General features: G+C 72.8%; 21 protein-coding genes and 1 riboswitch. Of the genes, 12 read left to right on the top strand and 9 right to left on the bottom strand.

Annotation, left to right across the window (positions count from 1 at the left end):
- Positions 1-6: 6 nt before the first annotated feature.
- A complete protein-coding gene (locus tag QBL25_RS13230; RefSeq protein WP_409057236.1) occupies positions 7-2445 on the top strand; it encodes a DUF3488 and DUF4129 domain-containing transglutaminase family protein in 2439 nt (812 codons plus the stop codon).
- Positions 2446-2644: 199 nt separating this feature from the next.
- Here the strand turns inward: QBL25_RS13230 and QBL25_RS13235 are convergent, their stop codons facing one another.
- The 3 genes from QBL25_RS13235 to QBL25_RS13245 form a co-directional block, all read right to left on the bottom strand.
- A complete protein-coding gene (locus tag QBL25_RS13235) occupies positions 2645-3055 on the bottom strand; it encodes a DUF3040 domain-containing protein (protein ID WP_409057237.1) in 411 nt (136 codons plus the stop codon).
- Positions 3056-3329: 274 nt separating this feature from the next.
- Entirely contained in the window at positions 3330-4106 is a 777-nt protein-coding gene (locus tag QBL25_RS13240; RefSeq protein WP_409057238.1) for a methyltransferase, read from the bottom strand.
- A 127-nt stretch (positions 4107-4233) separates the two neighbouring features.
- Positions 4234-4770: an SAV_6107 family HEPN domain-containing protein gene (locus tag QBL25_RS13245; protein ID WP_409057239.1), complete on the bottom strand. Its 537-nt coding sequence runs from the start codon at positions 4768-4770 to the stop codon at positions 4234-4236.
- Between the two features lie 161 nt (positions 4771-4931).
- On the opposite strand from QBL25_RS13245, the gene QBL25_RS13250 reads away from it, so the two are divergent.
- The 5 genes from QBL25_RS13250 (at position 4932) to QBL25_RS13270 (ending at position 11190) form a co-directional block, all read left to right on the top strand.
- Complete coding sequence (locus tag QBL25_RS13250) at positions 4932-5822, top strand: ATP-binding cassette domain-containing protein (RefSeq protein ID WP_409057240.1); 891 nt, start codon at positions 4932-4934, stop codon at positions 5820-5822.
- Entirely contained in the window at positions 5794-7878 is a 2085-nt protein-coding gene (locus QBL25_RS13255; RefSeq protein ID WP_409057241.1) for a YhgE/Pip family protein, read from the top strand. The genes QBL25_RS13250 and QBL25_RS13255 overlap by 29 nt, the downstream gene beginning before the upstream one ends.
- 50 nt (positions 7879-7928) lie before the next feature.
- Complete coding sequence (locus QBL25_RS13260; protein WP_409057242.1) at positions 7929-8546, top strand: TetR/AcrR family transcriptional regulator; 618 nt, start codon at positions 7929-7931, stop codon at positions 8544-8546.
- A 397-nt stretch (positions 8547-8943) separates the two neighbouring features.
- A complete protein-coding gene (locus tag QBL25_RS13265; RefSeq protein ID WP_409057243.1) occupies positions 8944-9558 on the top strand; it encodes a DUF4126 domain-containing protein in 615 nt (204 codons plus the stop codon).
- 105 nt (positions 9559-9663) lie between these two features.
- Positions 9664-11190: a phytoene desaturase family protein gene (locus tag QBL25_RS13270; protein ID WP_409057244.1), complete on the top strand. Its 1527-nt coding sequence runs from the start codon at positions 9664-9666 to the stop codon at positions 11188-11190.
- A 66-nt stretch (positions 11191-11256) separates the two neighbouring features.
- Here QBL25_RS13270 and QBL25_RS13275 read toward each other — a convergent pair whose 3' ends face one another.
- From QBL25_RS13275 to QBL25_RS13295, 5 genes are all read right to left on the bottom strand, one after another.
- A complete protein-coding gene (locus tag QBL25_RS13275; RefSeq protein ID WP_409057245.1) occupies positions 11257-12135 on the bottom strand; it encodes a hypothetical protein in 879 nt (292 codons plus the stop codon).
- Between the two features lie 45 nt (positions 12136-12180).
- The gene (gene metF, locus QBL25_RS13280) at positions 12181-13101 is read right to left on the bottom strand and encodes a methylenetetrahydrofolate reductase [NAD(P)H] (RefSeq protein WP_409057246.1); all 921 of its coding nucleotides are present in this window, start codon (positions 13099-13101) and stop codon (positions 12181-12183) included.
- An 89-nt stretch (positions 13102-13190) separates the two neighbouring features.
- Positions 13191-13841 (bottom strand): thiamine phosphate synthase, encoded by a 651-nt coding sequence (gene thiE, locus QBL25_RS13285; protein WP_409057247.1) that lies wholly within the window; start codon positions 13839-13841, stop codon positions 13191-13193.
- 101 nt (positions 13842-13942) lie between these two features.
- On the bottom strand, positions 13943-14308 hold the full coding sequence (locus QBL25_RS13290) for an Rv2175c family DNA-binding protein (RefSeq protein WP_249590410.1): 366 nt from the start codon (positions 14306-14308) through the stop codon (positions 13943-13945).
- Between the two features lie 74 nt (positions 14309-14382).
- Positions 14383-15549, bottom strand: coding sequence for an NAD(P)/FAD-dependent oxidoreductase (locus tag QBL25_RS13295; RefSeq protein WP_409062630.1), 1167 nt, complete (start codon positions 15547-15549; stop codon positions 14383-14385).
- Between the two features lie 181 nt (positions 15550-15730).
- Positions 15731-15843: riboswitch (TPP riboswitch) on the top strand.
- On the opposite strand from QBL25_RS13295, the gene thiO reads away from it, so the two are divergent.
- From thiO to QBL25_RS13325, 6 genes are all read left to right on the top strand, one after another.
- A complete protein-coding gene (thiO, locus tag QBL25_RS13300) occupies positions 15841-17031 on the top strand; it encodes a glycine oxidase ThiO (RefSeq protein ID WP_409057248.1) in 1191 nt (396 codons plus the stop codon). (Overlaps the previous riboswitch by 3 nt.)
- Positions 17028-17279, top strand: a complete 252-nt coding sequence (gene thiS, locus QBL25_RS13305; protein WP_409057249.1) for a sulfur carrier protein ThiS — start codon at positions 17028-17030, stop codon at positions 17277-17279. The genes thiO and thiS overlap by 4 nt, the downstream gene beginning before the upstream one ends.
- 6 nt (positions 17280-17285) lie before the next feature.
- Positions 17286-18080, top strand: a complete 795-nt coding sequence (locus tag QBL25_RS13310) for a thiazole synthase (protein ID WP_409057250.1) — start codon at positions 17286-17288, stop codon at positions 18078-18080.
- A 146-nt stretch (positions 18081-18226) separates the two neighbouring features.
- The gene (gene pknB, locus QBL25_RS13315; RefSeq protein WP_409057251.1) at positions 18227-20206 is read left to right on the top strand and encodes a Stk1 family PASTA domain-containing Ser/Thr kinase; all 1980 of its coding nucleotides are present in this window, start codon (positions 18227-18229) and stop codon (positions 20204-20206) included.
- Between the two features lie 35 nt (positions 20207-20241).
- Positions 20242-21126, top strand: coding sequence for a deoxyribonuclease IV (locus QBL25_RS13320; protein ID WP_409057252.1), 885 nt, complete (start codon positions 20242-20244; stop codon positions 21124-21126).
- 120 nt (positions 21127-21246) lie between these two features.
- On the top strand, positions 21247-21765 hold the full coding sequence (locus tag QBL25_RS13325; protein WP_409057253.1) for a DUF4396 domain-containing protein: 519 nt from the start codon (positions 21247-21249) through the stop codon (positions 21763-21765).
- On the opposite strand, the gene QBL25_RS13330 is transcribed toward QBL25_RS13325, so the two are convergent.
- Positions 21766-22398, bottom strand: a complete 633-nt coding sequence (locus tag QBL25_RS13330; protein ID WP_409057254.1) for a sulfite oxidase-like oxidoreductase — start codon at positions 22396-22398, stop codon at positions 21766-21768.
- Between the last annotated feature and the right edge of the window lie 118 nt (positions 22399-22516).

Consider the following 22516-nt stretch of genomic DNA (forward strand, 5'->3'; position numbering starts at 1 on the left):
ACGCACATGAGTGGGCGCGCGCGACTCGCGCTCTGCGCCACGGCGGCGACGCTGATGGCGGCCGGGGCGCTGCTGCCGCTGGTCGATCCGGCGACGTGGTTCGTCCAGGCGGCGATCCTGCTCGCGCTCCAGAGCGGCGTGGGAGCGCTCACCCGGCGGGTGCCGCTGGCCCGGCCGGTCACGGTCGGGGTGCAGGCCCTGGTGACGCTGCTGCTCCTGACGCTGGTCTTCGCGCGCGAGCAGGCGATCGGCGGGGTGCTGCCGGGCCCCGACGTGATCCGGGAGTTCGGACTGCTCCTGGAGGCGGGCGGCAACGACGTCGGGCAGTACGCGATTCCGGCGCCGCTCAGTGACGGCATCCGGCTGATGCTGGTCGGCGGCGTCCTCGTGATCGGCCTGGCGGTGGACGCCCTCGCGGTGACGTTCCGTACGGCGGCGCCCGCGGGGCTGCCGCTGCTCGCGCTGTACTCGGTCGCCGCCGGGCTCTCCGGGGACGGCGCCGGGTGGCTGTGGTTCCTGCTCGCGGCCGCCGGCTATCTGCTGCTGCTCCTGGCGGAGGGCCGGGACCGGCTCTCCCAGTGGGGGCGCGTCTTCGGCGGCTCGGCGCGCGCGCCCGGCCGGATCTCCGGGGGCCTGGAGACCGACGGCGGCGCCATCGCACCCGTCCGCACCGGGCGGCGCATCGGCGCGGTGGCCCTGGGCATCGCCCTGGTGGTGCCGCTCGCCCTGCCCGCCCTGGACGGCGGGCTCCTGAACGGTTCGGGCGGTGCCGGGGGCTCGGGCACCGGCGGGGGCGGCACGATCTCCGCGGTCAATCCGCTGGTCGCCCTCCAGGACAGCCTGAACGAACCGGACGACCGCGAGGTCATCTCGTACAAGACGAACGCCAAGCAGACCGACAACCTCTATCTGCGGATCGTCTCCCTGGACCAGTTCGACGGCACGACCTGGAAGACCACCGTCCGCAGCATCGACGACGTGCCGCCACGCCTGGAGGACCCGCCCGGGCTCTACCCCGACGTCCCCAGGACCGAGATCCAGACGAACATCGCGGCCGCCAAGGACTACGCGCAGAACTGGCTGCCGATGCCCTACCCGGCCAGCGAGGTGAAGATCAACGGCCGCTGGCGGTACGAGCCGGTGGGGCGCGCCCTGGTGGGTGACCGCGGGCAGACGACGCGCGGCGCGCAGTACGAGGTCAAGAGCCTCGTCGTGCAGCCCACGGCCGAGCAGCTCGCGAACGCGGCCGCGCCGCCCAAGCAGCTCGCGGACGAGTTCACCAAGGTGCCCGACACCCTGCCCTCCGTGGTGGCCTCCGAGGCCCGCCGCATCACCAAGGGCACTTCGAACGACTACGAGAAGGCGGTGAAGCTCCAGGACTGGTTCGCCTCGGAGGGCGGCTTCACCTACAACACGCAGGTGCGCGCGGGCAGCGGCCCGGCGGCGATCGCCCGCTTCCTGGAGCAGAAGGAAGGGTTCTGCGTCCACTTCTCGTTCGCGATGGCCTCGATGGCGCGGACGCTGGACATCCCGGCGCGCGTCGCGGTGGGCTTCACGCCCGGCGCCGCGCAGGCGGACGGTTCGATGTCGGTCGGTCTGCGGGACGCGCACGCCTGGCCCGAGCTGTACTTCGAGGGCGTGGGCTGGACCCGCTTCGAGCCGACCCCGAACCGCGGCACGGTGCCGGACTACACCCGCCCGGACACCCCGACCGACGGCGCGAGCGACCCGGCGGCCCCCGAGCCGAGCACCTCGACGGCGCCTTCGGACGAGCCGTCGGCCTCCGCGAGCTGCCCGCCCGACCAGCAGAAGCAGGGCGGCTGCGCGAGCTCGGCCCCGGCGATCGCGGGCGGCTCGGGCGGCGACGGACCGCCGATCGGCATGATCGTGACCGTGGCCCTGGGGGCCCTGGTGGTCATCGCCCTGCCCTTGCTGCCGATGCTGTGGCGCAGGCGGCTGCGTGCGGTGCGCCTCGGCTCGGCGGGCCGTACGGAGGCGGACGCGACCGCGCGGACCCTCGCGGCCTGGCTCGAGGTGACCGACACGGCCTGGGACCACGGGATCGCGCCGGACGACTCGCAGACCCCGCGCAAGGCCGCGGCCCGGATCGTGCGTGTCGGCGAGCTCACGGCGGCGCCCGCGGAGTCCGTCCACCGGCTGGCCGCCGCCGTCGAGCAGGTGCTTTACGCGCCACGGCCTCAGCCGGTGGCGGGCCTGGCCGACGACGTGCGCCGGGTGTCCGCCGGTCTGGAGGCCGCGGTGAGCCGCCCGGCCCGGCTGCGGGCGACACTCGCCCCGCGTTCGGCCGCTCGGGTGGTGTGGGCGGTCTCGGACCGCTGGACGGCGTTCAAGACGCGCTGGGCCGATCGGGTCGCCCGGCGGCGGGCGACCCTGCGGAGGCCGTCCCGGCCGGCGCCGGCCCAGCCGTCACAGCAGGAGGGCTGAGCGCGCGTAAGGGGTGGCCGCCTGGGCGGTCACCCCTTACGTACGCGTCCGATCAGGCGGCGGAGCGGGCGTCCCAGTACAGGTGAGTACCGGCCCGAGAACACGTCCGGAAACCATGTCCGCGCACACGTCAGCCGCCGGTCTCGGTGAGACCGGCGGCTGAGGGCTGTCGGGCCGCTTGCTGGAAGCAGCCGGAGACTCACTGGCCCTGTTCGTCGCGGCGGCGCTGCCAGCGCTGCTCGATCCGGTCCATCATCGAGCGGCGCTGCCTGGTCTGCCGACGGGACGGGGCGGTGCCCGGTGCCGTGGGCGTACCTGCGGCCGGTTGTTCACCTGGTTTGGGCGCCTTGCGCCATCCGGTGACGGCGAGCACCGCACATCCCAGCATGACGAGGAATCCCACCACGCTCACCCAGATCTGCTGGGCGACCATTCCGGCCATGAGAAGGGCGATACCCACAAGGAAGCCCGCGACCGCTTGGTAGACCCGTCGCCGGGTGTACGTACGCAGCCCGCTTCCCTCGAGCGCTGTCGCGAACTTGGGATCTTCGGCGTACAGCGCTCGCTCCATTTGCTCGAGCATGCGCTGCTCGTGCTCCGAGAGCGGCACGGAGTCCTCCTCATCGTGCAGTCGCCGGGGCGACCGGGGGTCCCCTTCAGGATAGGCAGGGAATCGCCCCCGTGAAACCCGCCCCTCTGCGCCAACTTCGCCAAACCGGACCACCCTGCCGCTCCGGCTCACTGAAGGCTGCATTCCCCAGCGGCCGGTCCGGCATGCCGGACGGTCTGCCTCGATCATACGGCGCCCATAGCCCGTTCGGGGGGTGTGTGCCGTACTCCATGTGCGGCTGCGCCGCTGATCAGCGGGGCGGCCGTGCCCGTCATCAGGCCTCTTCGGCATCCCGGGTCTCACCGAGCACATGCAACTGGGTGGCCACGGAGTGGAAGGCGGGGAGCTCGGCGGCGGCCGCCTCCAGCTTCAGGAGGGCCTCCATGGCGCCCGGCTCGGTGTCCACGAGGACCCCGGGGACCAGGTCGGCGAAGACCCGCACGCCGTGCACGGCGTCGACCCGCACGCCCGCGCCCTCGACGAGCCCGGTGAGCTGGTCGGCGGTGAAGCGCCGGGGCACCGGGTCACCCTCGCCCCAGCGCCCCGCCGGGTCGTCGAGCGCCTGCCGGGCCTCGGTGAAGTGCCCGGCGAGCGCCCTGGCGAGCACGGCTCCGCCGAGGCCCGCGGCGAGCAGGCTGAGGGTGCCGGAGGGCCGCAGCGCGCCGACCGCGTTGCGCACGCCCTCGGCGGGGTCGTCCACGTACTCCAGGACGCCGTGGCACAGGACGGCGTCGAACCCGGCGCGCTCCACGACGTCGAAGAGGCCGTGCACGTCGCCCTGGACGCCGCGCACCCGGTCGGCCACGCCCGCCTCGGCGGCCCGGCGCTCCAGCGCGAAGAGGGCGTTCGGGCTGGGGTCGACGACGGTGACGCGATGGCCGAGCCGGGCGACGGGCACGGCGAAGTTTCCGCTGCCGCCGCCGGTGTCGAGCACGTCGAGGGAGTGTGACTCCCGGCCCGTGGCCTTGACCCGGCGGTCCAGGGCGTCCTTGAGGACCTCCCAGACCACGGCGGTACGGAGAGAAGCGCGGGGGCGCATCGGGTCCGACACGGCAGTTGACTCCTCGGCGCGTCCACCGCGCGTCGGCGGCGGAGCTAGGGGATTCCCCCTGTCTGCTCGCACGGCGAGGAGGGGGGTTCGGGCGCTCCCACCCTATTGCCTTCGGGCGGCTGCCCCGTCACCCCTCCCGGGTCGCGTCCGGCGGCTCCTGCCTGGGCTGGGGCAGCACGGGCTGGAGCACCAGCATCCGCTCGACCAGGCGTAAGAACATCCCGACGTCGCGCAGCAGGTCGTCCGCGTCCCGGGTCGTGGCCGCGCCCTGGATGCCCGCCTCCGCGCGGGCCCTGCGCGCCGCGCCGGAGGCGAAGAGGGCGCTCCACTCGGTCAGTTCGGGGGCTATCTCGGGGAGCACTTCCCAGGCGCTCCGGATCCGCTGCCTGCGTCGCGGGGTCGGCTCGGGCCGGCCGCGGGCGGCGAGGACCGCGGCGGCGGTGCGCAGGGCCGCGAGGTGGGCCGTGGCATAGCGGTCGTTCGGGGTCTCCAGGTGCGTGGCCTCGTCGATGCCGGCGCGGGCCTGGGCGAGCAGTTCGAGAGCGGCGGGCGGCGCGCCAGCCCGGCGCAGCACGGGGTGGACGTCGCTCGCGGGGCCGGTGAGTGAGGGTGCGGGGCCGACGGGGCGGTGCCGACGTGCGGCTGCTGCGGACGTGCTGGCCATGACGAACCTCCTGTCGTCGCGTAACGGCTCTGTGGCCGTATGTGCACATCGTGTAGTACGCCACTGACAATCGGCTCTGACCTGCGACTTTGCCCCGATCGCGGGTTCGCGTTAGTTTTTGCACTGACCAGTCAGTTCAAAAGAAGGCGCGAGGGGGAACTGTGGACGGGCCGCAGGACGGCACGCGGGGAGTCGCCGTCACCGCACGGGAGTTCGGACTCAAGGGGCCGCGGGGCTGGGCGTTCCGCGGGGTCGGGATCGAGGCCGGGCCGGGATCGCTGATCGCGGTCGAGGGGGCGTCGGGCTCGGGCCGCACCTGTCTGCTGCTCGCGCTCACCGGGCGGATGCGCCCCACGGAGGGCGAGGCCTCGGTGGGGGACTTCCGGCTGCCCAAGCAGCTCGCCGCGGTCCGCCGGATCAGCGCGCTCGGGCCCGTGCCCGGCGTGACGGACCTCGATCCGGCGCTGACCGTCGCCGAGCACCTGCACGAACGGGCGCTCCTCCAGCGGCGGTTCGGGGGCTCGCTGCGGGGGCTGCTGAGGCCGCGCGCCGAGCGGACCACGGAGACCCGGCTGCGGATCGACACCGCCCTGCGGGACGCCGGACTCGACCTGGAGTCGCTGCCCAAGGGGCGCAGGACCTCCGTACGTGACCTGGAGCGCCTCGAAGTGCTGCGGCTCTCCATCGCCCTGGCCCTGATCGGGCGGCCGCGGCTGCTGGGCGTCGACGACGTCGACCTCAAGCTGTCGGACGCCGAACGGGACGAGGCCTGGGCCCTGCTGCGGTCTCTCGCACAGAGCGGCATCACCGTCGTGGCCGTGTGCAACGAAGCCCCTCAGGACGCCGTCGCCGTGTCCACGGACCGCGACTCGAACCAATCGGACACCTCGAACACCTCGGGCACCTCGGAAGACCCCGACGGCGCCAACAGCGCCGACAGCCCAGACAGCCCCGACAGCCCCGACAGCCCCGACAGCCCAGACAGCCCGGATGCCCCCGGCAACGACGACAAGGAGACGGCCGATGCGCTCGCCGAAGCTCGCCGCGCTTGAGCTCAGGCGCTTCGGCAGGGGGAAGCTGCCGCGCGCGGCACTCGTCGCGCTCCTGCTGCTGCCCCTGCTGTACGGCGCGCTGTACCTCTGCTCGTTCTGGGACCCGTACGGCCGTCTCGACCGCATCCCCGTGGCGCTGGTCAACGACGACAAGGGGGCCACGGCCGCGGGCAAGAAGCTCGCGGTGGGCGACGGCATCGTGGACGGCCTCCGGGACAGCAAGACCTTCGACTGGCACGAGGTGAGCTCGGCCGAGGCCCGCAAGGGCGTCGAGGACGGGACGTACTACCTGTCCCTGCGGATGCCCTCCGACTTCAGCGAGCGCGTCGCGTCGAGCTCGGGCGACTCCCCGGAGACCGGCGCCCTCCAGGTCCGCACGAACGACGCCAACAACTACATCGTCGGGCAGATCTCCCGGACGGTCTTCTCCGAGGTGCGCACCGCGGCCTCCACCAAGGCCTCGCGCTCCTTCCTCGACAAGATCTTCATCTCGTTCTCCGACATCCACGGGGCGACCGAGAAGGCCGCCAAGGGCGCCGACAAGCTCGACAGCGGCATAGGCGAGGCCAAGAAGGGCTCCAAGAAGCTCGTGACCGGCCTCAAGGACGCCAAGAAGGGCAGCAGCGACCTGGCCGGAGGCATCAAGAAGCTCGACAAGGGCGCCGGTGACCTCCAGGACGGTTCGAAGAAGGTCTCGGACGGCACCCAGAAGCTGGCCGACAAGGTCAACGGCACCGCGGACCAGGTGCGGCCCTTCCTGAAGGACAACGGCAAGACCATCGGGGACACCGCCAAGCTCGTCGCCGACTCCTCCAAGGCCCTGCGCCACGATCTGGGCACCTGGGTCAAGCTCGCCCCCGTGGCGGCCGAAGGCGCCGAGAAGGGCTCCGAGACCATCGGCGGCCTCTACACCGAGCGCTGCGTGGACCTCCCGGTGCCCGACCCCGCCTGCCCCCGGCTCAAGGAGGCCAAGACGGCCGCCGAGAACGTGTCGACGATCGCGGACGACATGAACACCGTGGTCGAGGACCAGAACAGCGACGTCAAGAAGCTCGACAAGCACCTCGCCACGCTGGAGAAGAAGTCGCGGGCGCTCGCCGAGCGCGCGCCCCACCTCGACGAGGACCTGAACACGGCCGTCACCCAGATCAACGACCTCAACGAGGGCGCGGGCAAGGTCGCCAAGGGCGCCAAGAAGCTGCACACGGGCCTCGGCACCGCCAAGACCGGCGCCGACGACCTCGACACGGGCATCGGCAAGCTGGAGACGGGCGCGACCGACCTCAAGGGCGGCATGTTCAAGCTGGCCGACGGCTCCGGGAAGCTGTCCGGCGGTCTGCACGACGGCGTCAAGAAGATCCCCGACTACGGCAAGAAGGACCGCGACCAGCGCACCGACGTGATGGCCGACCCGGTCCAGCTCGCCTCCCAGTCGATGCACAAGGCGCCCAACTACGGCACGGGCTTCGCCCCGTACTTCATCCCGCTCTCCCTGTGGGTGGGCGCGATGGTGGCGTACATGCTGATCCAGCCGCTCAACCGGCGCGCGCTCGCCGCGGGGGCGTCCGCCTGGCGGATCGCGTTCGCGGGGTGGCTGCCGGTCGCCGCGCTCGGCGTGCTCCAGACGGCGGCCCTGATGTCGGTCCTGCACTGGGGCCTTGGCCTCCAGATGGCGCGGGCCGCCGGGACGGTGGGCTTCCTCTGCCTGGTGACGTGCTGCTTCGCGGCGATCGTGCAGTGGCTGAACGCCCGCTTCGGGGCGGCGGGGCGCATCCTCGTCCTCGCGGTCCTGATGCTCCAGCTGACCTCGGCCGGCGGCACGTACCCGGTCCAGACGAGCCCGTCCTTCTTCGGCGCGATCCACCCCTTCCTGCCGATGAGTTACGTCGTCGACGCCCTGCGCAGGCTCATCACGGGCGGCGGCCTCGGCCCCGTCTGGCAGGCGTGCGTGGTGCTCACGGCCTTCACGGCGGGCGCCCTCGCGCTCACCGCGCTCTCCGCGCGCCGCAAGCAGGTGTGGACGCTGGACCGGCTGCACCCGGAGCTGAGCCTGTGAGACCGGCAACCACGCCTGTAGGGGCGCCAAGACCTGTGAGAATCGGGCGCATGGACAGCAGCGCAACCAGCACCCGGCGTGAGGCCACCCGGCAGAAGCTCTACGAGGCGGCCGTCACGCTCATCGCGGAGCAGGGCTTCTCGGCCACGACGGTCGACGAGATCGCCGAGCGGGCCGGGGTCGCGAAAGGCACGGTCTACTACAACTTCGCGAGCAAGTCGGTCCTCTTCGAGGAGCTGCTGCGGCACGGCGTCGGCCTGCTCACCGCCTCCCTGAAGGAGGCGTCCGAGAAGGCGGCGGGCGGTGGCGGCAGCCAGGTCGACGCCCTGGACGCGATGATCAGGGCGGGTCTGGTCTTCATCGACCGCTACCCGGCCTTCACCCAGCTGTACGTCGCCGAGCTGTGGCGCACCAACCGCGCCTGGCAGTCCACCCTGATGGTGGTCAGGCAGCAGGCGGTCGCGGTCGTCGAGGACGTGCTGCGCGCGGGCGTGGAGAACGGCGAGCTCAGCGAGGAGATCGACATCCCCCTGACGGCCGCCGCGCTCGTCGGGATGGTCCTGGTGGCCGCCCTGGACTGGCAGGCCTTCCAGCCGGAGCGCTCCCTGGACGACGTGCACTCGGCGCTCTCACGGCTGCTCCAGGGCCGGGTGAGCGGCGGCCGCTGAGCCGCCCCGGCCCACGGACGCCGGGGCCCGCGCCGGCAACGGCACGACGCCGGCCCGGTCCCGCCTGATCTCCAGGCGGGACCGGGCCGGCGCTTCTCGCGTCCCCCGTCGTCCCCCGTTCGGCCCCTCGGGCGGTCATTCCCCGAGACACCGTCCGTCTCCCCGCGTCTCACTCCCGCCGTCATCGGGCGGGAGGAGCGGTAAAGGGCGCCGCGCCGTTCCGCCGCCCCGTGTCGGCGGTGCCGGCGCCGCGCCCTTCTCCGTGCCCCACACTCTTCCGTCTGTGCAGGTCGGGCCCCATCCGCGCGGGTACTCATCTCCATCACTAGGTACGGATACTCAGACCTGGGTGCTCATCCCCAGGCCGGGAAGTTCCCGACTGGTTACGATCGCGTCCGTGTCGGTACTCCCCCTGGTGTTCACCAGCGGCTGGGCCAGCGGGATCAACGCGTACGCGGTGGTCCTGCTGCTCGGCGTCTTCGGCGCGACCGGGATCACCGACGAGGTGCCCGAGTCGCTGCAACGTCCTGATGTGCTGATCGCCGCCGGGGTGCTCTTCCTCTGCGAGGCGGTCGCCGACAAGATCCCTTACGTCGACTCGGTGTGGGACACGGCGCACACCGTGATCCGGCCGGTGTCCGGCGCGGTGGTCGGCGCGCTGCTCGCCGGGCAGAGCGGTTCGCTCTCCGATCTGGCTGCGGGCGCGGTGGGCGGTTCGACGGCGCTGGCCAGTCACTTCGTGAAGGCCGGCACGCGGATGGCGATCAACACCTCGCCGGAGCCGTTCAGCAACATCGCGGTGAGCACGGCGGAGGACCTCGGGGTGGGCGGGATCGTCAGCTTCGCGATGTTCTATCCGGAGGCCGCGGCGATCATCGCGGCCGTCCTGCTGCTGCTCGGCCTGCTCATGCTGTACTTCCTGATCTCGCGGATCCGGCGGTTCCGGCGGCGCAGGGCACAGCGGCGCGAGGAGAAGCAGCTCGCGGCCCACGGCGGACGGCCACCGGACTGAGACCCCCGGCACGGCGGACGGCCACCGGACTGAGGCACCCGGCGGAAGGCTCCCGGCCGAGGGCTCCCGGCGGCGCTGTCGGTGGTGGCCGATAAAGTCCCTGGCATGGCACGGATTGTGGTGATCGGCGCCGGGATGGGCGCGATGGCGGCGGCCGCCCGGCTGGCCGTCGCGGGCCACCGGGTGGTGGTCCACGAGCGGTCGGGGACGTACGGCGGCGCGCTCGGCGGCGTCGAGCGGGACGGCTTCGCCTTCGACACCGGCCCGGGCCTCCTGCACCTCCCCGCGGTCTACCGCGACTTGTTCGTCAAGACGGGCAAGGAACCCCTGGAGAAGTGCGTCGAGCTCTCCCAGGTGGAGCCCGCCGTGCGGCACGTCTTCGCGGACGGCACGACGGCCGATCTGCCGAACGCCTCACGCGCGGGCGTCGGCGAGGCCCTGGACGCGGCGCTCGGCAGCGGCGCGGGCGCCCGCTGGTCGGCGTACATGAACCGCGCCCGCGAGGCGTGGGACCGTACCCGCAGGCCCCTCCTGGAGGAGCCCCTGTGGCCGAACTGGCAGGTCCTGGCCGAGCGCGAGCCCTACCCCGCGGTGGCGCACAAGCGCCTCCTGCGGCGCGAGCGGCGCGCGAGCACCCTCACCGAGGCCGGCGAGCTCGAACTGGGCGGTGACACCCGCCTCCTGGCCCTCCTGGAGCAGTACGCCCTCGCGTGGGGCCTCGACCCCCGGACGACCCCGGCGAGCGCGGCCGTCCTGCCGTACCTGGAGCACACCTTCGGCGCCTGGTCCGTGAGCGGCGGGATGCGCGCGCTCGCCCGTGCGGTGTACGAGCGGTGCCTCGCCCGGCGGGTCGAGTTCGCGTTCGACTCCCCCGTCACCCGGATCGTCGAGAAGGACGGCCGCGCGGCCGGCGTCGAACTGGCGGACGGCTCGGCGCGGGAGGCGGACTTCGTGGTCGCCGGTGTCGCGCCCGGCGCACTGGACGGCTTGCTGTCCGGTGTATCCGAGATGCCCGGTGGATCCGGTGTGAACATACGGGCGGAGGGTGAGGTCCAGCCCCGCTCCGGACTTCCCAGCCGGCTCACGGTCTTCCTCGCGCTGCGCGGCCCGCGCCCCGACGGCACGCCGCACCGCACGGTGCTGCATGCCGCCGACCGCGGGGACGAGCTCGACCGGCTCTTCGGAAGCCGCCCCGGGCTCTGCCCGGCCCCCACCCTCACGGTGCTGCGCCCGGCCGACCCCGCGCTCACGCCCGACGCCGGGCACGAGGCGGTCACGCTGACGGTGACGGTGCCCGCGTACGCGGAGGTCGCCGAAGCCGACGTGCAGCGGTTGCTGGACCGGGCCGAGGCCGTCGTGCCCGGCCTCCGGGAGCGCCTCCTGTGGCACGAGGTCCGCACCCCCGCCGACATCGCGGAGGCCACCGGCGCGGACGGCGGCGCGGTCCCGCCCCCGTCGCTCGCGGCGGGCGGGGGACGGCTGCTCCACCCGGCCAACAGCACGCGCCTGCCCGGGCTCTTCGCGGCCGGCGGCTGGGCGCACCCCGGCGGCGGCCTTCCGCACGCGGGCATGTCCGGCACGCTGGTCGCCGGACTCATCGTGGAAGGGCCGGACTTCCGGGGCTCGCAGTGAGCGGCGGAGGCCCGCGGCGCCGACGCGCCGCGGGCCTCCGCTCTCCCCTGCCGGTACCGCTCGTCGTCAGTAGCGGTACTGCTCGTTGTAGCCCGCGTCGTAGCCGTTCCCCTGGGGCTGCTCGCCCTGGTAGGGGTAGGGCTGCTCGGGCGGCAGCTCGCCGCCGTACTCGCCGTACTGCCCGTAGGGGTCCTCGACGCTGCGCTGCTGGGGCACCCAGACCCCGCCGGGCGGCGTCTCCTGGTACGTCCCGGCGTTGCCGCCGTAGGGGTCGGCGGGCGGGTAGGGGGCGTACTGCTGCTGGTCGCCGTAGGCGTCGTAGCTCTGCTGGCCGCCGTACGACTGCGTCCCGATGTACGGGTCGGAGTACGCGGCGTACTGCTGCTGCCCCGTCTCGCCGTACGCGTACGGCTGCTGGGGGTCGTAGCCCGCGGCGGCGTACGTGTCATAGCCGTAGCCGTTGTCCGCGGTGGCCGCCTGCTGCTGTGCGTAGGCCGTGTCGCTGTAGACGCCGTACTGCCCGGTGTCGTCGGGCAGCGGCTCCGGCGCGTAGACCCCCGTGCCGGGGTCGGTCTCGGGCGGCGGCCCGGCCGGGCCCGCGTCCTCGTACTCCAGGTCGGAGACCTGGAGCGTCGGGTCCTGGGCGGCCCCCGCGCCCCGCGGCGACTTGCGGCGCTTGCTCAGGCCGGGCTGGCCGCCGAGCGCCCAGCCGGTCGAGAAGCCGCGCCGGAAGGACAGCGTCACGTACGTCTGCCCCGTGGCGAAGGCGATCGCGCCGGCGCCGATGACGAGCACCGACGGCAGCAGCACGCCGATGACCACGCCGAGGAAGCCGCCGAAGGCGAGCAGCCGCCAGCGCAGCCGCGCCTTGTACTGGAGCAGCACCTCGCCCAGCAGCCACAGCGCGACGCATCCGAACGCGATGTAGAGGACCGTCCAGCCCATGTACGCCCCTCTCCCCGCGGCCGCCGCCCCCAGGGGTACGGCCGGTCAGGCCTGCGGGTGATGCAGGCCCAGATTCTCGTAAATTTCCAGCGTCGCCGTGGAGTTGTTCAGCGTGATGAAGTGCAGCCCCGGCACACCCTCGTCCAGCAGCCGCGCGCAGAACTCCGTCGCGAACTCGATGCCAATGGAGCGTACAGCCGCCGGATCGTCTTTGGCTGTGAGGATGCGCTCTTTGAGCGCCGGAGGGAAGGAAGCGTTGCTGAGCTGGGGCAGCCGCTCCAGCATCCGCACGTTCGTCACCGGCATGATCTCCGGGATGATCGGAGTCGAACAGCCCGCGGCCTCGACCCGGTCACGAAGGCGCAGATACTCCTCCGGATAGAAGAACATCTGTGTGATCGCGTAGTCGGCGCCGGCGCGGCACTTGTCGACGAAGTGCCGGACGTCGTTGTCCCAGTCCTCCGAGCGCGGGTGCATCGCGGGGAAGGCGGCGACGCCCACGCAGAAGTCGCCCGACTCCTTGATGAGCCGGACCAGTTCGGCGGCGTACGTGAGGCCCTCGGGGTGCTTGACCCAGTCGGCGAGGGGGTCGCCGGGCGGGTCTCCGCGGACCGCGAGCATGTTCCTGATGCCCGCGTCCGCGTACTGCCCGATGATGTTGCGCAGCTCGGCCACGGAGTGGTCGACCGCGGTGAGGTGGGCGACCGGCGTGAGCGTGGAGTCGGCGACGATCTGCTGCGTTTCCTTGACCGTGCCCGCACGCGTCGACCCGCCCGCTCCGTACGTGACGGAGACGAAGCTGGGGGCCACCGCCTCGACCCTGCGCAGGGCGTTCCACAGGTTCCGCTCGCCCTTCGCGGTCTTCGGCGCGGAGAACTCGAACGAGTACGTCGTCTTGCCGGTCGCGAGCATGTCGCGCACGGTGCGTGCGCGATCAGATCTGGTGGAAGCAGTGCCTAGGGCCATACGGGCAGGTTAGCTACGGGGCACCGCTACCGGCCAATCCCCGTCCACCCTGCGGACAGTCTCCGCGAAGGTTGGCCGAAGATCGCCGATCAGGCCGTACGCAGGCGCTTCGCGAAGTCGGCCGCCGCGGCACCCGGATCGTCCGCCTCCGTGATCGCCCGGACGACGACGACGCGGCGGGCGCCCGCTTCGAGCACCTCGTCGAGGTTGCCCGCGTCGATGCCGCCGATGGCGAACCACGGGCGGTCCGTGCCGAGCGAGGCCGTGTACCGGACGAGGTCGAGGCCCGGGGCGTGACGGCCCGGCTTGGTGGGGGTCGGCCAGCAGGGGCCGGTGCAGAAGTAGTCCACGCCGTCCTGGGCGGCCGCGGCGGCGGCCTCGGAGTCGGCGTGCGTGGAGCGGCCCACCAGGACGTCCTGGCCGAGGACGGCGCGGGCCGCGGGCACCGGCAGGTCGCCCTGGCCCAGGTGCAGCACGTCGGCGCCGATGGCGTGCGCGACGTCCGCGCGGTCGTTCACCGCGAGGAGCTTGCCGTGCCGGCGGGCCGCTTCGGCGAAGACCTGGAGGTGGTCGAGCTCCTCGGCCGCCTCCATGCCCTTGTCGCGCAGCTGCACGATGTCGACGCCGCCCGCGAGGACGGCGTCGAGGAACTCGGGGAGGTCTCCCTGGCGCCTGCGGGCGTCCACGCACAGGTAGAGGCGGGCGTCGGCGAGCTGCTCGCGGGCAGGCTTGGCGGCCATGAAGAGGTCCCCCCGGGTCGTGGGTCGCCCACGGGCCGCGGGTCCTCGGGGGACCCGCGGTCCGTACGCAACGGTTTTCCGTTTCGGTCAGGCGCGTTCGGTCAGACGGCGAGCGCCTGGGCGCGGCGCTTCACCTCCGTGCCACGATTCTCGCTCAGCGCCTGCGCGGGGGTCCCGGGCAGGGTCGGGTCGGGAGTGAAGAGCCACTCCAGCATCTCTTCGTCGGAGAAGCCGTCGTCCCGCAGGAGCGTCAGGGTGCCGGTGAGGCCCTTGACGATCTTGTCGCCGTCGATGAAGGCGGCCGGCACCGCGAGCGCGCGGTTCTCACCACGGCGCACGGCGATCAGCTGGCCTTCCTTGACCAGCTGGCGCACACGCGTCACCTCGACGTCGAGCATTTCTGCGATGTCGGGGAGGTGGAGCCACTCGGGGACGAGAGCATCAGTCTTTGCGTCAATCTCGGTCACGGGGACAAGCGTAGCTCCGGGCACCGACAGCGGCCGGGCAGCGGGTCCCGCCGGCTCTCCCCGCCCCGCCGCGGCTAGGGCAGCACGGCCTTCTTCAGCGGTACCGAGGGGTCCTCGGCCAGCTCGGGCAGGAGGCGGGCGCCGGCCTCGATCAGCTTGCGGCCCTGCGCCAGGTCCCTGGGGCGGCCCACCGCGAGGAGGGCCACCAGGGCGCCCTCGCGCAGCCAGCACACGCTCCAGGCCGCGCCCGAGGGGTCACCGCGCCACACCAGCTCGTCGGCGGAGGCGTGGTGCCCGGCGTACTGGACGAAGCGGCCGAACTGCTCGGACCAGAAGTACGGGACGGGGTCGTACGCCGAAGGGGTCTCGCCGATGATGTTCGCCGCCACCGTGCGCGGGCCCTGGAGGGCGTTGTCCCAGTGGTGGACCAGGAGGCGCTCGCCGTACCGCCCCGAGGGGAAGGAGGAGCAGTCGCCGACCGCGTACACGTCGGGCTCCGAGGTCCGCAGGTGGTCGTCGGCGAGGACCTCGCGGTGGGCGCCGAGGGCGATGCCGGAGTCCGCGAGCCAGGCCGTGGCGGGGCGGGCGCCGATGCCGACGACGACCGCGTCCGCGGGCAGCCGGGTGCCGTCGTCCAGGAGGACGCTGCCGGGTTCGACGCGCTCCACGCGCGCGTGGGTGCGCAGTTCGGCTCCGGAGTCGGCGTACCAGGACGCCATGGGGGCGGCGACCTCGGCGGGCAGCGCCCCGGCGAGCGGCCGCCCGGCGGCCTCGACGACGGTGACCGAGCAGCCCGCCTCACGTGCGGCGGTCGCGAACTCGGCGCCGATCCAGCCCGCGCCGACGACCACGATGCGGTGCTGTTCGGCGAGCACGGGGCGCAGCCGCTCGGCGTCGTCGAGGGTGCGCAGCAGGTGGACGCCGGGCACACCGGCGACGCCGGGCAGCAGGATCGGCTCGGCGCCGGTGGCGAGGACCAGGGCGTCGTAGGAGACCGGGCCCGAAGCGGTGTCCAGTTCGTGGTCGGCGGGGCGGACGCCCGTGACCTCGTGGCCCAGGCTCAGGCGGATGCCGAGCGCCTCGAAGTCGATGTCGAAGGCGGATCCCTCCGCCTTGCCGAGCAGCACGGCCTTGGACAACGGCGGCCTGTCGTACGGCTGGTGGGGCTCGGCGCCGATCAGGGTGACCGCACCGGGGAACCCCTGCTCGCGCAGGGCCACGGCGGTCTGCACACCGGCCATTCCCGCGCCGACGATGACGACGTGCCGCTCTTCCCGCCTCTGCTCGTTCACCCGGTCACTCTAGGGCGGCGCACGACGTCGCCCTGAGGGCACGACGGGGAGATCTCTGACACACCGTCACTGCCCATGACCGCACGGCCGCCCTATCTGCCCCGGGGCGCCAAGGGCTAAGGTTGCCGTGCAGAGCACTCGCGGGAGCCCGGACGCACCGGGCTGAGAGGGAGGCTGGACGGCCTCCGACCGTACGAACCTGATCCGGGTCATGCCGGCGAAGGGAGGGGCTGGACACCCATGCAGCCACGTACACCACCCCACGGGACGCCTGACGTCCTCGTCGTCGGGGGCGGCATCATCGGCCTGGTCACGGCCTGGCGGGCGGCGCTACGCGGCCTGACGGCCGCGGTCGTGGACCCCGAACCGGGCGGCGGCGCGGCGCAGGTCGCCGCGGGCATGCTGGCCGCCGTCACCGAGCTGCACCACGGGGAGCAGACGCTGCTCGGCCTGAACCTGGCCTCCGCGCGGCGCTACCCCGACTTCGCGGCCGAGCTCGCGGAGGCGAGCGGACGCGACCTCGGCTACCGCGCGTGCGGCACGCTCGCCGTCGCGCTGGACGCCGACGACCGCGCGCACCTGCGGGAGCTGCACGCGCTCCAGCAGCGGTCGGGCCTCGCGTCGGAGTGGCTGAGCGGGCGCGAGTGCCGCCGCCTCGAACCGATGCTCGCGCCGGGCGTCCGGGGCGGGCTGCGGGTCGACGGCGACCACCAGATCGACCCGCGCAGGCTCGCCGCCGCCCTCCTGGTGGCCTGCGAACGGGCGGGCGTGGCCTTCCACCGCACGTGGGCGGAGCGCCTGTCGGTCGCGGGGGACCGGGCCACCGGAGTCGTCCTCGCCGACGGCACGGCCCTGGAGGCCGGGCAGACCGTGCTGGCCGCGGGCAGCCTCAGCGGGCGCCTCGGCGGTGTCCCCGAGGGCGTGCTGCCGCCCGTGCGCCCGGTGAAGGGGCAGGTGCTCCGGCTCACGGTGCCGGAGCGGTACGCGCCGTTCCTGAGCCGCACCGTGCGCGCCGTCGTGCGCGGCAGCCACGTCTATCTGGTGCCGCGCGAGAACGGAGAGCTCGTCGTCGGCGCGACCAGCGAGGAGCTCGGCTGGGACACGACGGTCACCGCGGGCGGCGTGTACGAGCTGCTCCGGGACGCCCACGAGCTCGTGCCGGGCATCACGGAGCTGCCGCTGACGGAGACCCGCGCGGGCCTGCGCCCCGGCTCCCCCGACAACGCGCCGCTGCTCGGCCCGACCGCGCTGCCCGGCCTCCAGCTGGCCACCGGCCACTACCGCAACGGCGTCCTCCTGACGCCCGTCACCGGCGACGTCATGGCACACGCCCTGACCACCGGCGAACTCCCCGACGAGGCGCGGCCCTTCACACCGCTGCGTTTCGCCCGCACCCCCCGTACGCCGCGCTTCATGGAGCAGCCCGTATGACCACTCCCGGCACTCCTGCCACCCCCGGCACTCCCGCCCCTGCCGTCACCGCCGTCACCGTCAACGGAGAGGCCCGCGACGTGGCGGCGGGCACCACGCTCGAAGCCCTGGTCGCCACGCTGACCGCGGCCCCCTCCGGGGTCGCCGCCGCGCTCAACGAAACCGTCGTCCCGCGCGCGCGGTGGTCCACGACGCCGCTCACCGACGGGGACCGCGTCGAGGTCCTCACCGCCGTCCAAGGAGGCTGAACCGGCATGGCAGACGATCCCTTCGTCCTCGGCGGGCTCACGCTCTCCTCGCGCCTGATCATGGGAACGGGCGGTGCGCCGAGCCTGGACGTCCTCGAACGCTCCCTCGTGGCCTCCGGTACGGAGCTGACGACGGTCGCGATGCGCCGCCTGGACCCCGGGGTACAGGGCTCGGTGCTCTCCGTCCTCGACCGGCTCGGCATCCGGGTCCTGCCGAACACGGCGGGCTGCTTCACCGCGGGCGAGGCCGTCCTGACCGCCCGCCTCGCGCGGGAGGCGCTCGGCACCGACCTGGTCAAGCTGGAGGTCATCGCGGACGAGCGCACGCTGCTTCCCGACCCGATCGAGCTGATCGACGCCGCGGAGACACTCGTCGACGACGGCTTCACGGTCCTGCCGTACACGAACGACGACCCGGTCCTCGCCCGGAAGCTGGAGGACGTGGGCTGCGCGGCGATCATGCCGCTCGGCTCGCCCATCGGCTCCGGGCTCGGCATCCGCAACCCGCACAACTTCCAGCTGATCGTCGAGCGGGCGGGTGTGCCGGTGATCCTGGACGCGGGGGCGGGAACGGCGTCCGACGCGGCGCTCGCGATGGAACTGGGGTGTGCGGGTGTGATGCTCGCCTCCGCCGTCACCCGCGCCCAGGAGCCGGTCCTGATGGCCGAGGGCATGCGGCACGGGGTGGAGGCGGGGCGGCTCGCGTACCGGGCCGGGCGCATCCCGCGGCGACACTTCGCCGAGGCGTCCTCGCCGGTGGAGGGCATGGCCAGGCTGGATCCGGAGCGGCCCGCTTTCTGAGCGCTTTCCGCGTGCTCTACACGTGCTTTCCGTCTGCTTGCCGCGTGCTTTCAGGGCGTCTCCCGCCTGTCACAGCTCGGCTGCAGTCGGGCTCCGGGCACGCCCGGGCGGGCAACGGTGTCGGCGGTGGCTCGTAGACTCCCTGCGTGGACACGACCCTCCAGGACCCGCTCGTCGGGCAAGTGCTCGACGGCCGCTATCGCGTGGACGGGCGGATCGCGGTCGGCGGGATGGCCACGGTCTACCGGGCCGTGGACACCCGCCTCGACCGCGTGCTCGCGCTCAAGGTGATGCACCCGACACTGGCCACCGACGTCTCGTTCGTCGAGCGCTTCATCCGCGAGGCGAAGTCGATCGCCCGCCTCTCGCACCCGAACGTCGTGGGGGTGTTCGACCAGGGCGCCGACGGGGCGTACGTGTACCTCGCCATGGAGTACGTCGCCGGCTGCACCCTGCGGGACGTGCTGCGCGACCGCGGCGCCCTCCAGCCGCGCGCGGCCCTCGACATCCTGGAGCCGGTCCTCGCCGCGCTCGGCGCCGCGCACCGCGCCGGGTTCGTGCACCGCGACATGAAGCCGGAGAACGTCCTCATAGGGGACGACGGACGGGTGAAGGTCGCCGACTTCGGCCTCGTGCGCGCGGTGGACACCGTCACGAACACGACCGGCACGATCCTCGGCACCGTCTCCTATCTCGCTCCCGAGCAGATAGAACACGGCACGGCCGACACCCGGGTGGACGTGTACGCGTGCGGGGTCGTGCTCTACGAGATGCTGACCGGCGCCAAGCCGCACACCGGCGAGTCGCCCGCCCAGGTGCTCTACCAGCACCTCCACGAGGACGTACCGCCCCCGTCGGCGGCCGTCCCGGGGCTCCCCGTCGAGCTGGACGAGCTGGTCGCGTCCGCCACCGCCCGCACCCCGGACGTCCGCCCGTACGACGCCGTGGCGCTCCTCGCGCAGGCCAGGGAAGCGCGGGCCGCGCTCTCCCTGGAGCAGCTGGACGCGATCCCGCCGCAGGCGCTCCCGGCGACCGCGAGCGCCGCTCAGGACGGCCCGGACACCCCCGACAACTCCAACGACCGTACGAACGTGATCCCGCGCACGGGCCGCCCCGTGCAGCCGCCGCTCCCCGCGGAAGCCCCCGCCGAGGGCGAGCAGGACCGGCTCAACCGCACGAGCATCCTGGCGACGCCGCCGCCCGCTCCCCCGGCGGCACCCGGCCGCAGGCGCCTCGACCCGCGCCGCCGCACGATGACGGTCGTCGCCGCCGTCCTGCTCGCGCTGGGCCTCGGCGCCGGTGTCTGGTACATCAACTCCGGCCAGTTCACGAAGGTCCCGCCGGTCCTGGCGAAGACCGAGTCGGCGGCCAAGAAGCGCCTGAGCGAGGCCGGACTCGACGTCGAAGGCGTCAAGCGCGCCTACAGCGACACGGACAAGCGCGGCACGGTCATGGCCACCGACCCCGAGGCGGGCGAGCGCATCCGCCACAACGGACGCGTGCAGCTGACGGTCTCGCTGGGCCCCGAGATCGTGAAGGTCCCGGACGTGGCGGGCAGCGGCCTGGCGGACGCGAAGGACGAGCTCAAGGACGCCGGGTTCGCCCCCGGGATGACGAAGAGGGCCTTCAGCGAGGACGTCCGCAAGGGCCAGGTGATCAGCACGGACCCGAAGGGGAACACCAAGCGCAAGGCGGGCTCCGCCGTCGCGCTCGTCGTCAGCAAGGGTCCCGCGATCGACGTTCCGGACGTGACGGGCGACTCCCGGCAGGACGCGATCGCCGAGCTGGAGGAAGAGGGCCTCAAGGTCAAGACCGAGAAGGCCCGGGACCACACCGACGAGGAGAAGGGCACGGTCCTCGACCAGTCCCCGCGCGAGGGCCAGAAGCAGCTCGCCGAGGGCGACACGGTCACGCTGACGATCTCCATCGGCCCGGAGATGGTCGAGGTCCCCGACGTCGAGGGCATGAGTGTCGACGACGCCACCCGGGAGCTGGAGGACGCCGGCTTCGAGGTCGACGAGGACCGCGGCCTGCTCGGCCTCTTCGGGGACACGGTGAAGGGCCAGTCCGTGGAGGGCGGCGACGAGGCTCCCAAGGGCTCGACGGTCACCCTCCAGATCCGTTGACGTGACGCTCCCGCGCTCGTGCCACCCTTGAGCGCGTGAGCAGCGACAAGTCCCCCAGCATCCCGTCCCGCAACCCCGTCGGCGGCCATGTCCCCGTGGCCGGCGGCCTCGCCTCCGTCGGGCTCTCGTACGCCCGCGAGCTGGGCGCCGAGGCCGTCCAGGTCTTCGTGGCCAATCCGCGGGGCTGGGCCACGCCGCCCGGCAACCCCAAGCAGGACGAACAGTTCCGCGCGGCCTGCGCCGCCGAGGGCATTCCCGCGTACGTCCACGCGCCGTATCTCATCAACTTCGGCTCGCACACCGAGGCGACCGTCGAGAAGTCCGTGGAGTCCCTGCGCCACTCGCTGCGCCGGGCCCGGGACATCGGCGCGCTCGGCGTCGTCGTGCACACCGGCTCGGCGACCGGCGGCCGGGAGCGTGCCGTCGCGCTGCGCCAGGTGCGCGAGCGCATGCTGCCGCTGCTCGACGAGCTGACGCACGACGACGACCCGTTCCTGCTCCTGGAGTCGACCGCGGGCCAGGGCTTCTCGCTCTGCTCCCGCACCTGGGACTTCGGCCCGTACTTCGAGGCTCTCGACGCCCACCCGAAGCTCGGCGTGTGCCTGGACACCTGCCACATCTTCGCGGCGGGCCACGATCTGGCCGGGCCCGGCGGCATGAAGCAGACCCTCGACCTGCTGGTGGACACCGTCGGCGAGGGCCGCCTGAAGCTGGTGCACGCCAACGACTCCAAGGACGTGGTGGGCGCCCACAAGGACCGCCACGAGAACATCGGCACCGGCCACATCGGCGCGGAGCCCTTCCGGGAGCTGATGACGCACGCCGCGACCGAGAACGTCCCGCTGATCATCGAGACCCCCGGCGGCAAGGAAGGGCACGCGGCGGACGTGGCGCGGCTGAAGGAGCTGAGGAGCAGCTGACCCCGCTGCCGGCGATCCCCGAGATCCCAGAGGTCCCAGAGATCTCTTGAGGAATACCCCCTAGGGGTATACGGTTCCTGTCGAGCGGCAGGGACCGCTGTCCGACGTTGGGGGATTCTCATGCAGCACGATCACGGCACGCACGCCGAACACGCACACCATGCCCAGGGGCAGCATGGTCAAGGACAGCACGGCCTCGGCAAGGTCAGCTGGCGCATGGCGGCGCAGGCCACCCTCCACTGCCTCACCGGGTGCGCCATCGGCGAGATCCTCGGCATGGTCATCGGCACCGCGCTGGGCTGGGGCAACATGGAGACGATGATCCTCGCGATCATCCTGGCCTTCGTCTTCGGTTACGCCCTGACCCTGCGCGGCATCCTCAGGGCCGGCGTCGGCTTCAGGACGGCGTTCCGGGTCGCGCTCGCCGCGGACACCCTGTCCATCGCGGTGATGGAGCTGATCGACAACGGGGTGATCGCGCTCTGGCCGGGGGCGATGGACGCCCATCTGTCGGACGCCATGTTCTGGTGGATCCTCGCCATCGCGCTGGCCGCCGCGTTCGTGATCACCACCCCGGTCAACAAGTGGATGATCGGCCGCGGCAAGGGCCACGCCGTGGTGCACCAGTACCACCACTGACTAGAGCTCGGGGCCGTCCCCGGGCTCTTCCTGGTACGAGTAGCGCTGCTCGGTCCAGGGGTCGCCGACGTTGTGGTAGCCGCGCTCCTCCCAGAAGCCGCGGCGGTCGGCGGTCATGTACTCGACGCCGCGGACCCACTTGGGGCCCTTCCAGGCGTACAGATGGGGCACCACGAGCCGCAGCGGAAAGCCGTGCTCCGCCGTCAGGAGCTCGCCCCCTTTATGGGTGGCGAAGATGGTGCGCTCGTCCATGAAGTCGACCATCCGCAGGTTCGAGCTGAAGCCGTACTCGGCCCAGACCATCACATGGGTGGCGTCCGGCGCGGGCGGCGCGATCTCCAGGAGCGCCCGCGCGGGCACACCGCCCCACTCGGCGCCGAGCATGCTGAACTTCGTGACGCAGTGCAGATCGCCGACCACGGTGGCGTACGGAAGAGCCGAGAACTCCTCGTGCGTCCAGCAGTGCTTGTCGCCGTCGGCGGTGGCCCCGAAGACCCTGAACTCCCAGCGCTCGGGGCGGAACTTCGGCACCGGGCCGTAGTGCGTGACCGGCCAGCCCCGCTGAAGTCGCTGGCCCGGCGGGAGCTCCGGCTCCACTGCTTCCCGAGATGCGCGATCCGCCGGCTGACCCATGTCTCCATCCTGACAGACCCGGGGCGGTGGACGTGACCAGGAGCCCACCGACAGCCACCGACAGCCGCCGACCGGACGTCGATTGGGGCAACTCCTACTAAGCATGCACTTACTGGAC

Origin of the sequence: Streptomyces sp. SYP-A7185, from assembly GCF_046103685.1 — a bacterium.
GTDB lineage: Bacteria > Actinomycetota > Actinomycetes > Streptomycetales > Streptomycetaceae > Streptomyces.

Coding starts and splice junctions, on each gene's coding strand:
- QBL25_RS13230 (WP_409057236.1), top strand. CDS start 7: ATGAGTGGGCGCGCGCGACTCGCGCTCTGCGCCACGGCGGCGACGCTG.
- QBL25_RS13245 (WP_409057239.1), bottom strand. CDS start 4,770: ATGGCCAGCACGTCCGCAGCAGCCGCACGTCGGCACCGCCCCGTCGGC.
- QBL25_RS13255 (WP_409057241.1), top strand. CDS start 5,794: ATGCGCTCGCCGAAGCTCGCCGCGCTTGAGCTCAGGCGCTTCGGCAGG.
- QBL25_RS13260 (WP_409057242.1), top strand. CDS start 7,929: ATGGACAGCAGCGCAACCAGCACCCGGCGTGAGGCCACCCGGCAGAAG.
- QBL25_RS13270 (WP_409057244.1), top strand. CDS start 9,664: ATGGCACGGATTGTGGTGATCGGCGCCGGGATGGGCGCGATGGCGGCG.
- QBL25_RS13275 (WP_409057245.1), bottom strand. CDS start 12,135: ATGGGCTGGACGGTCCTCTACATCGCGTTCGGATGCGTCGCGCTGTGG.
- metF (WP_409057246.1), bottom strand. CDS start 13,101: ATGGCCCTAGGCACTGCTTCCACCAGATCTGATCGCGCACGCACCGTG.
- thiE (WP_409057247.1), bottom strand. CDS start 13,841: ATGGCCGCCAAGCCTGCCCGCGAGCAGCTCGCCGACGCCCGCCTCTAC.
- QBL25_RS13295 (WP_409062630.1), bottom strand. CDS start 15,549: ATGGCCGGTGTGCAGACCGCCGTGGCCCTGCGCGAGCAGGGGTTCCCC.
- thiO (WP_409057248.1), top strand. CDS start 15,841: ATGCAGCCACGTACACCACCCCACGGGACGCCTGACGTCCTCGTCGTC.
- thiS (WP_409057249.1), top strand. CDS start 17,028: ATGACCACTCCCGGCACTCCTGCCACCCCCGGCACTCCCGCCCCTGCC.
- QBL25_RS13310 (WP_409057250.1), top strand. CDS start 17,286: ATGGCAGACGATCCCTTCGTCCTCGGCGGGCTCACGCTCTCCTCGCGC.
- QBL25_RS13325 (WP_409057253.1), top strand. CDS start 21,247: ATGCAGCACGATCACGGCACGCACGCCGAACACGCACACCATGCCCAG.
- QBL25_RS13330 (WP_409057254.1), bottom strand. CDS start 22,398: ATGGGTCAGCCGGCGGATCGCGCATCTCGGGAAGCAGTGGAGCCGGAG.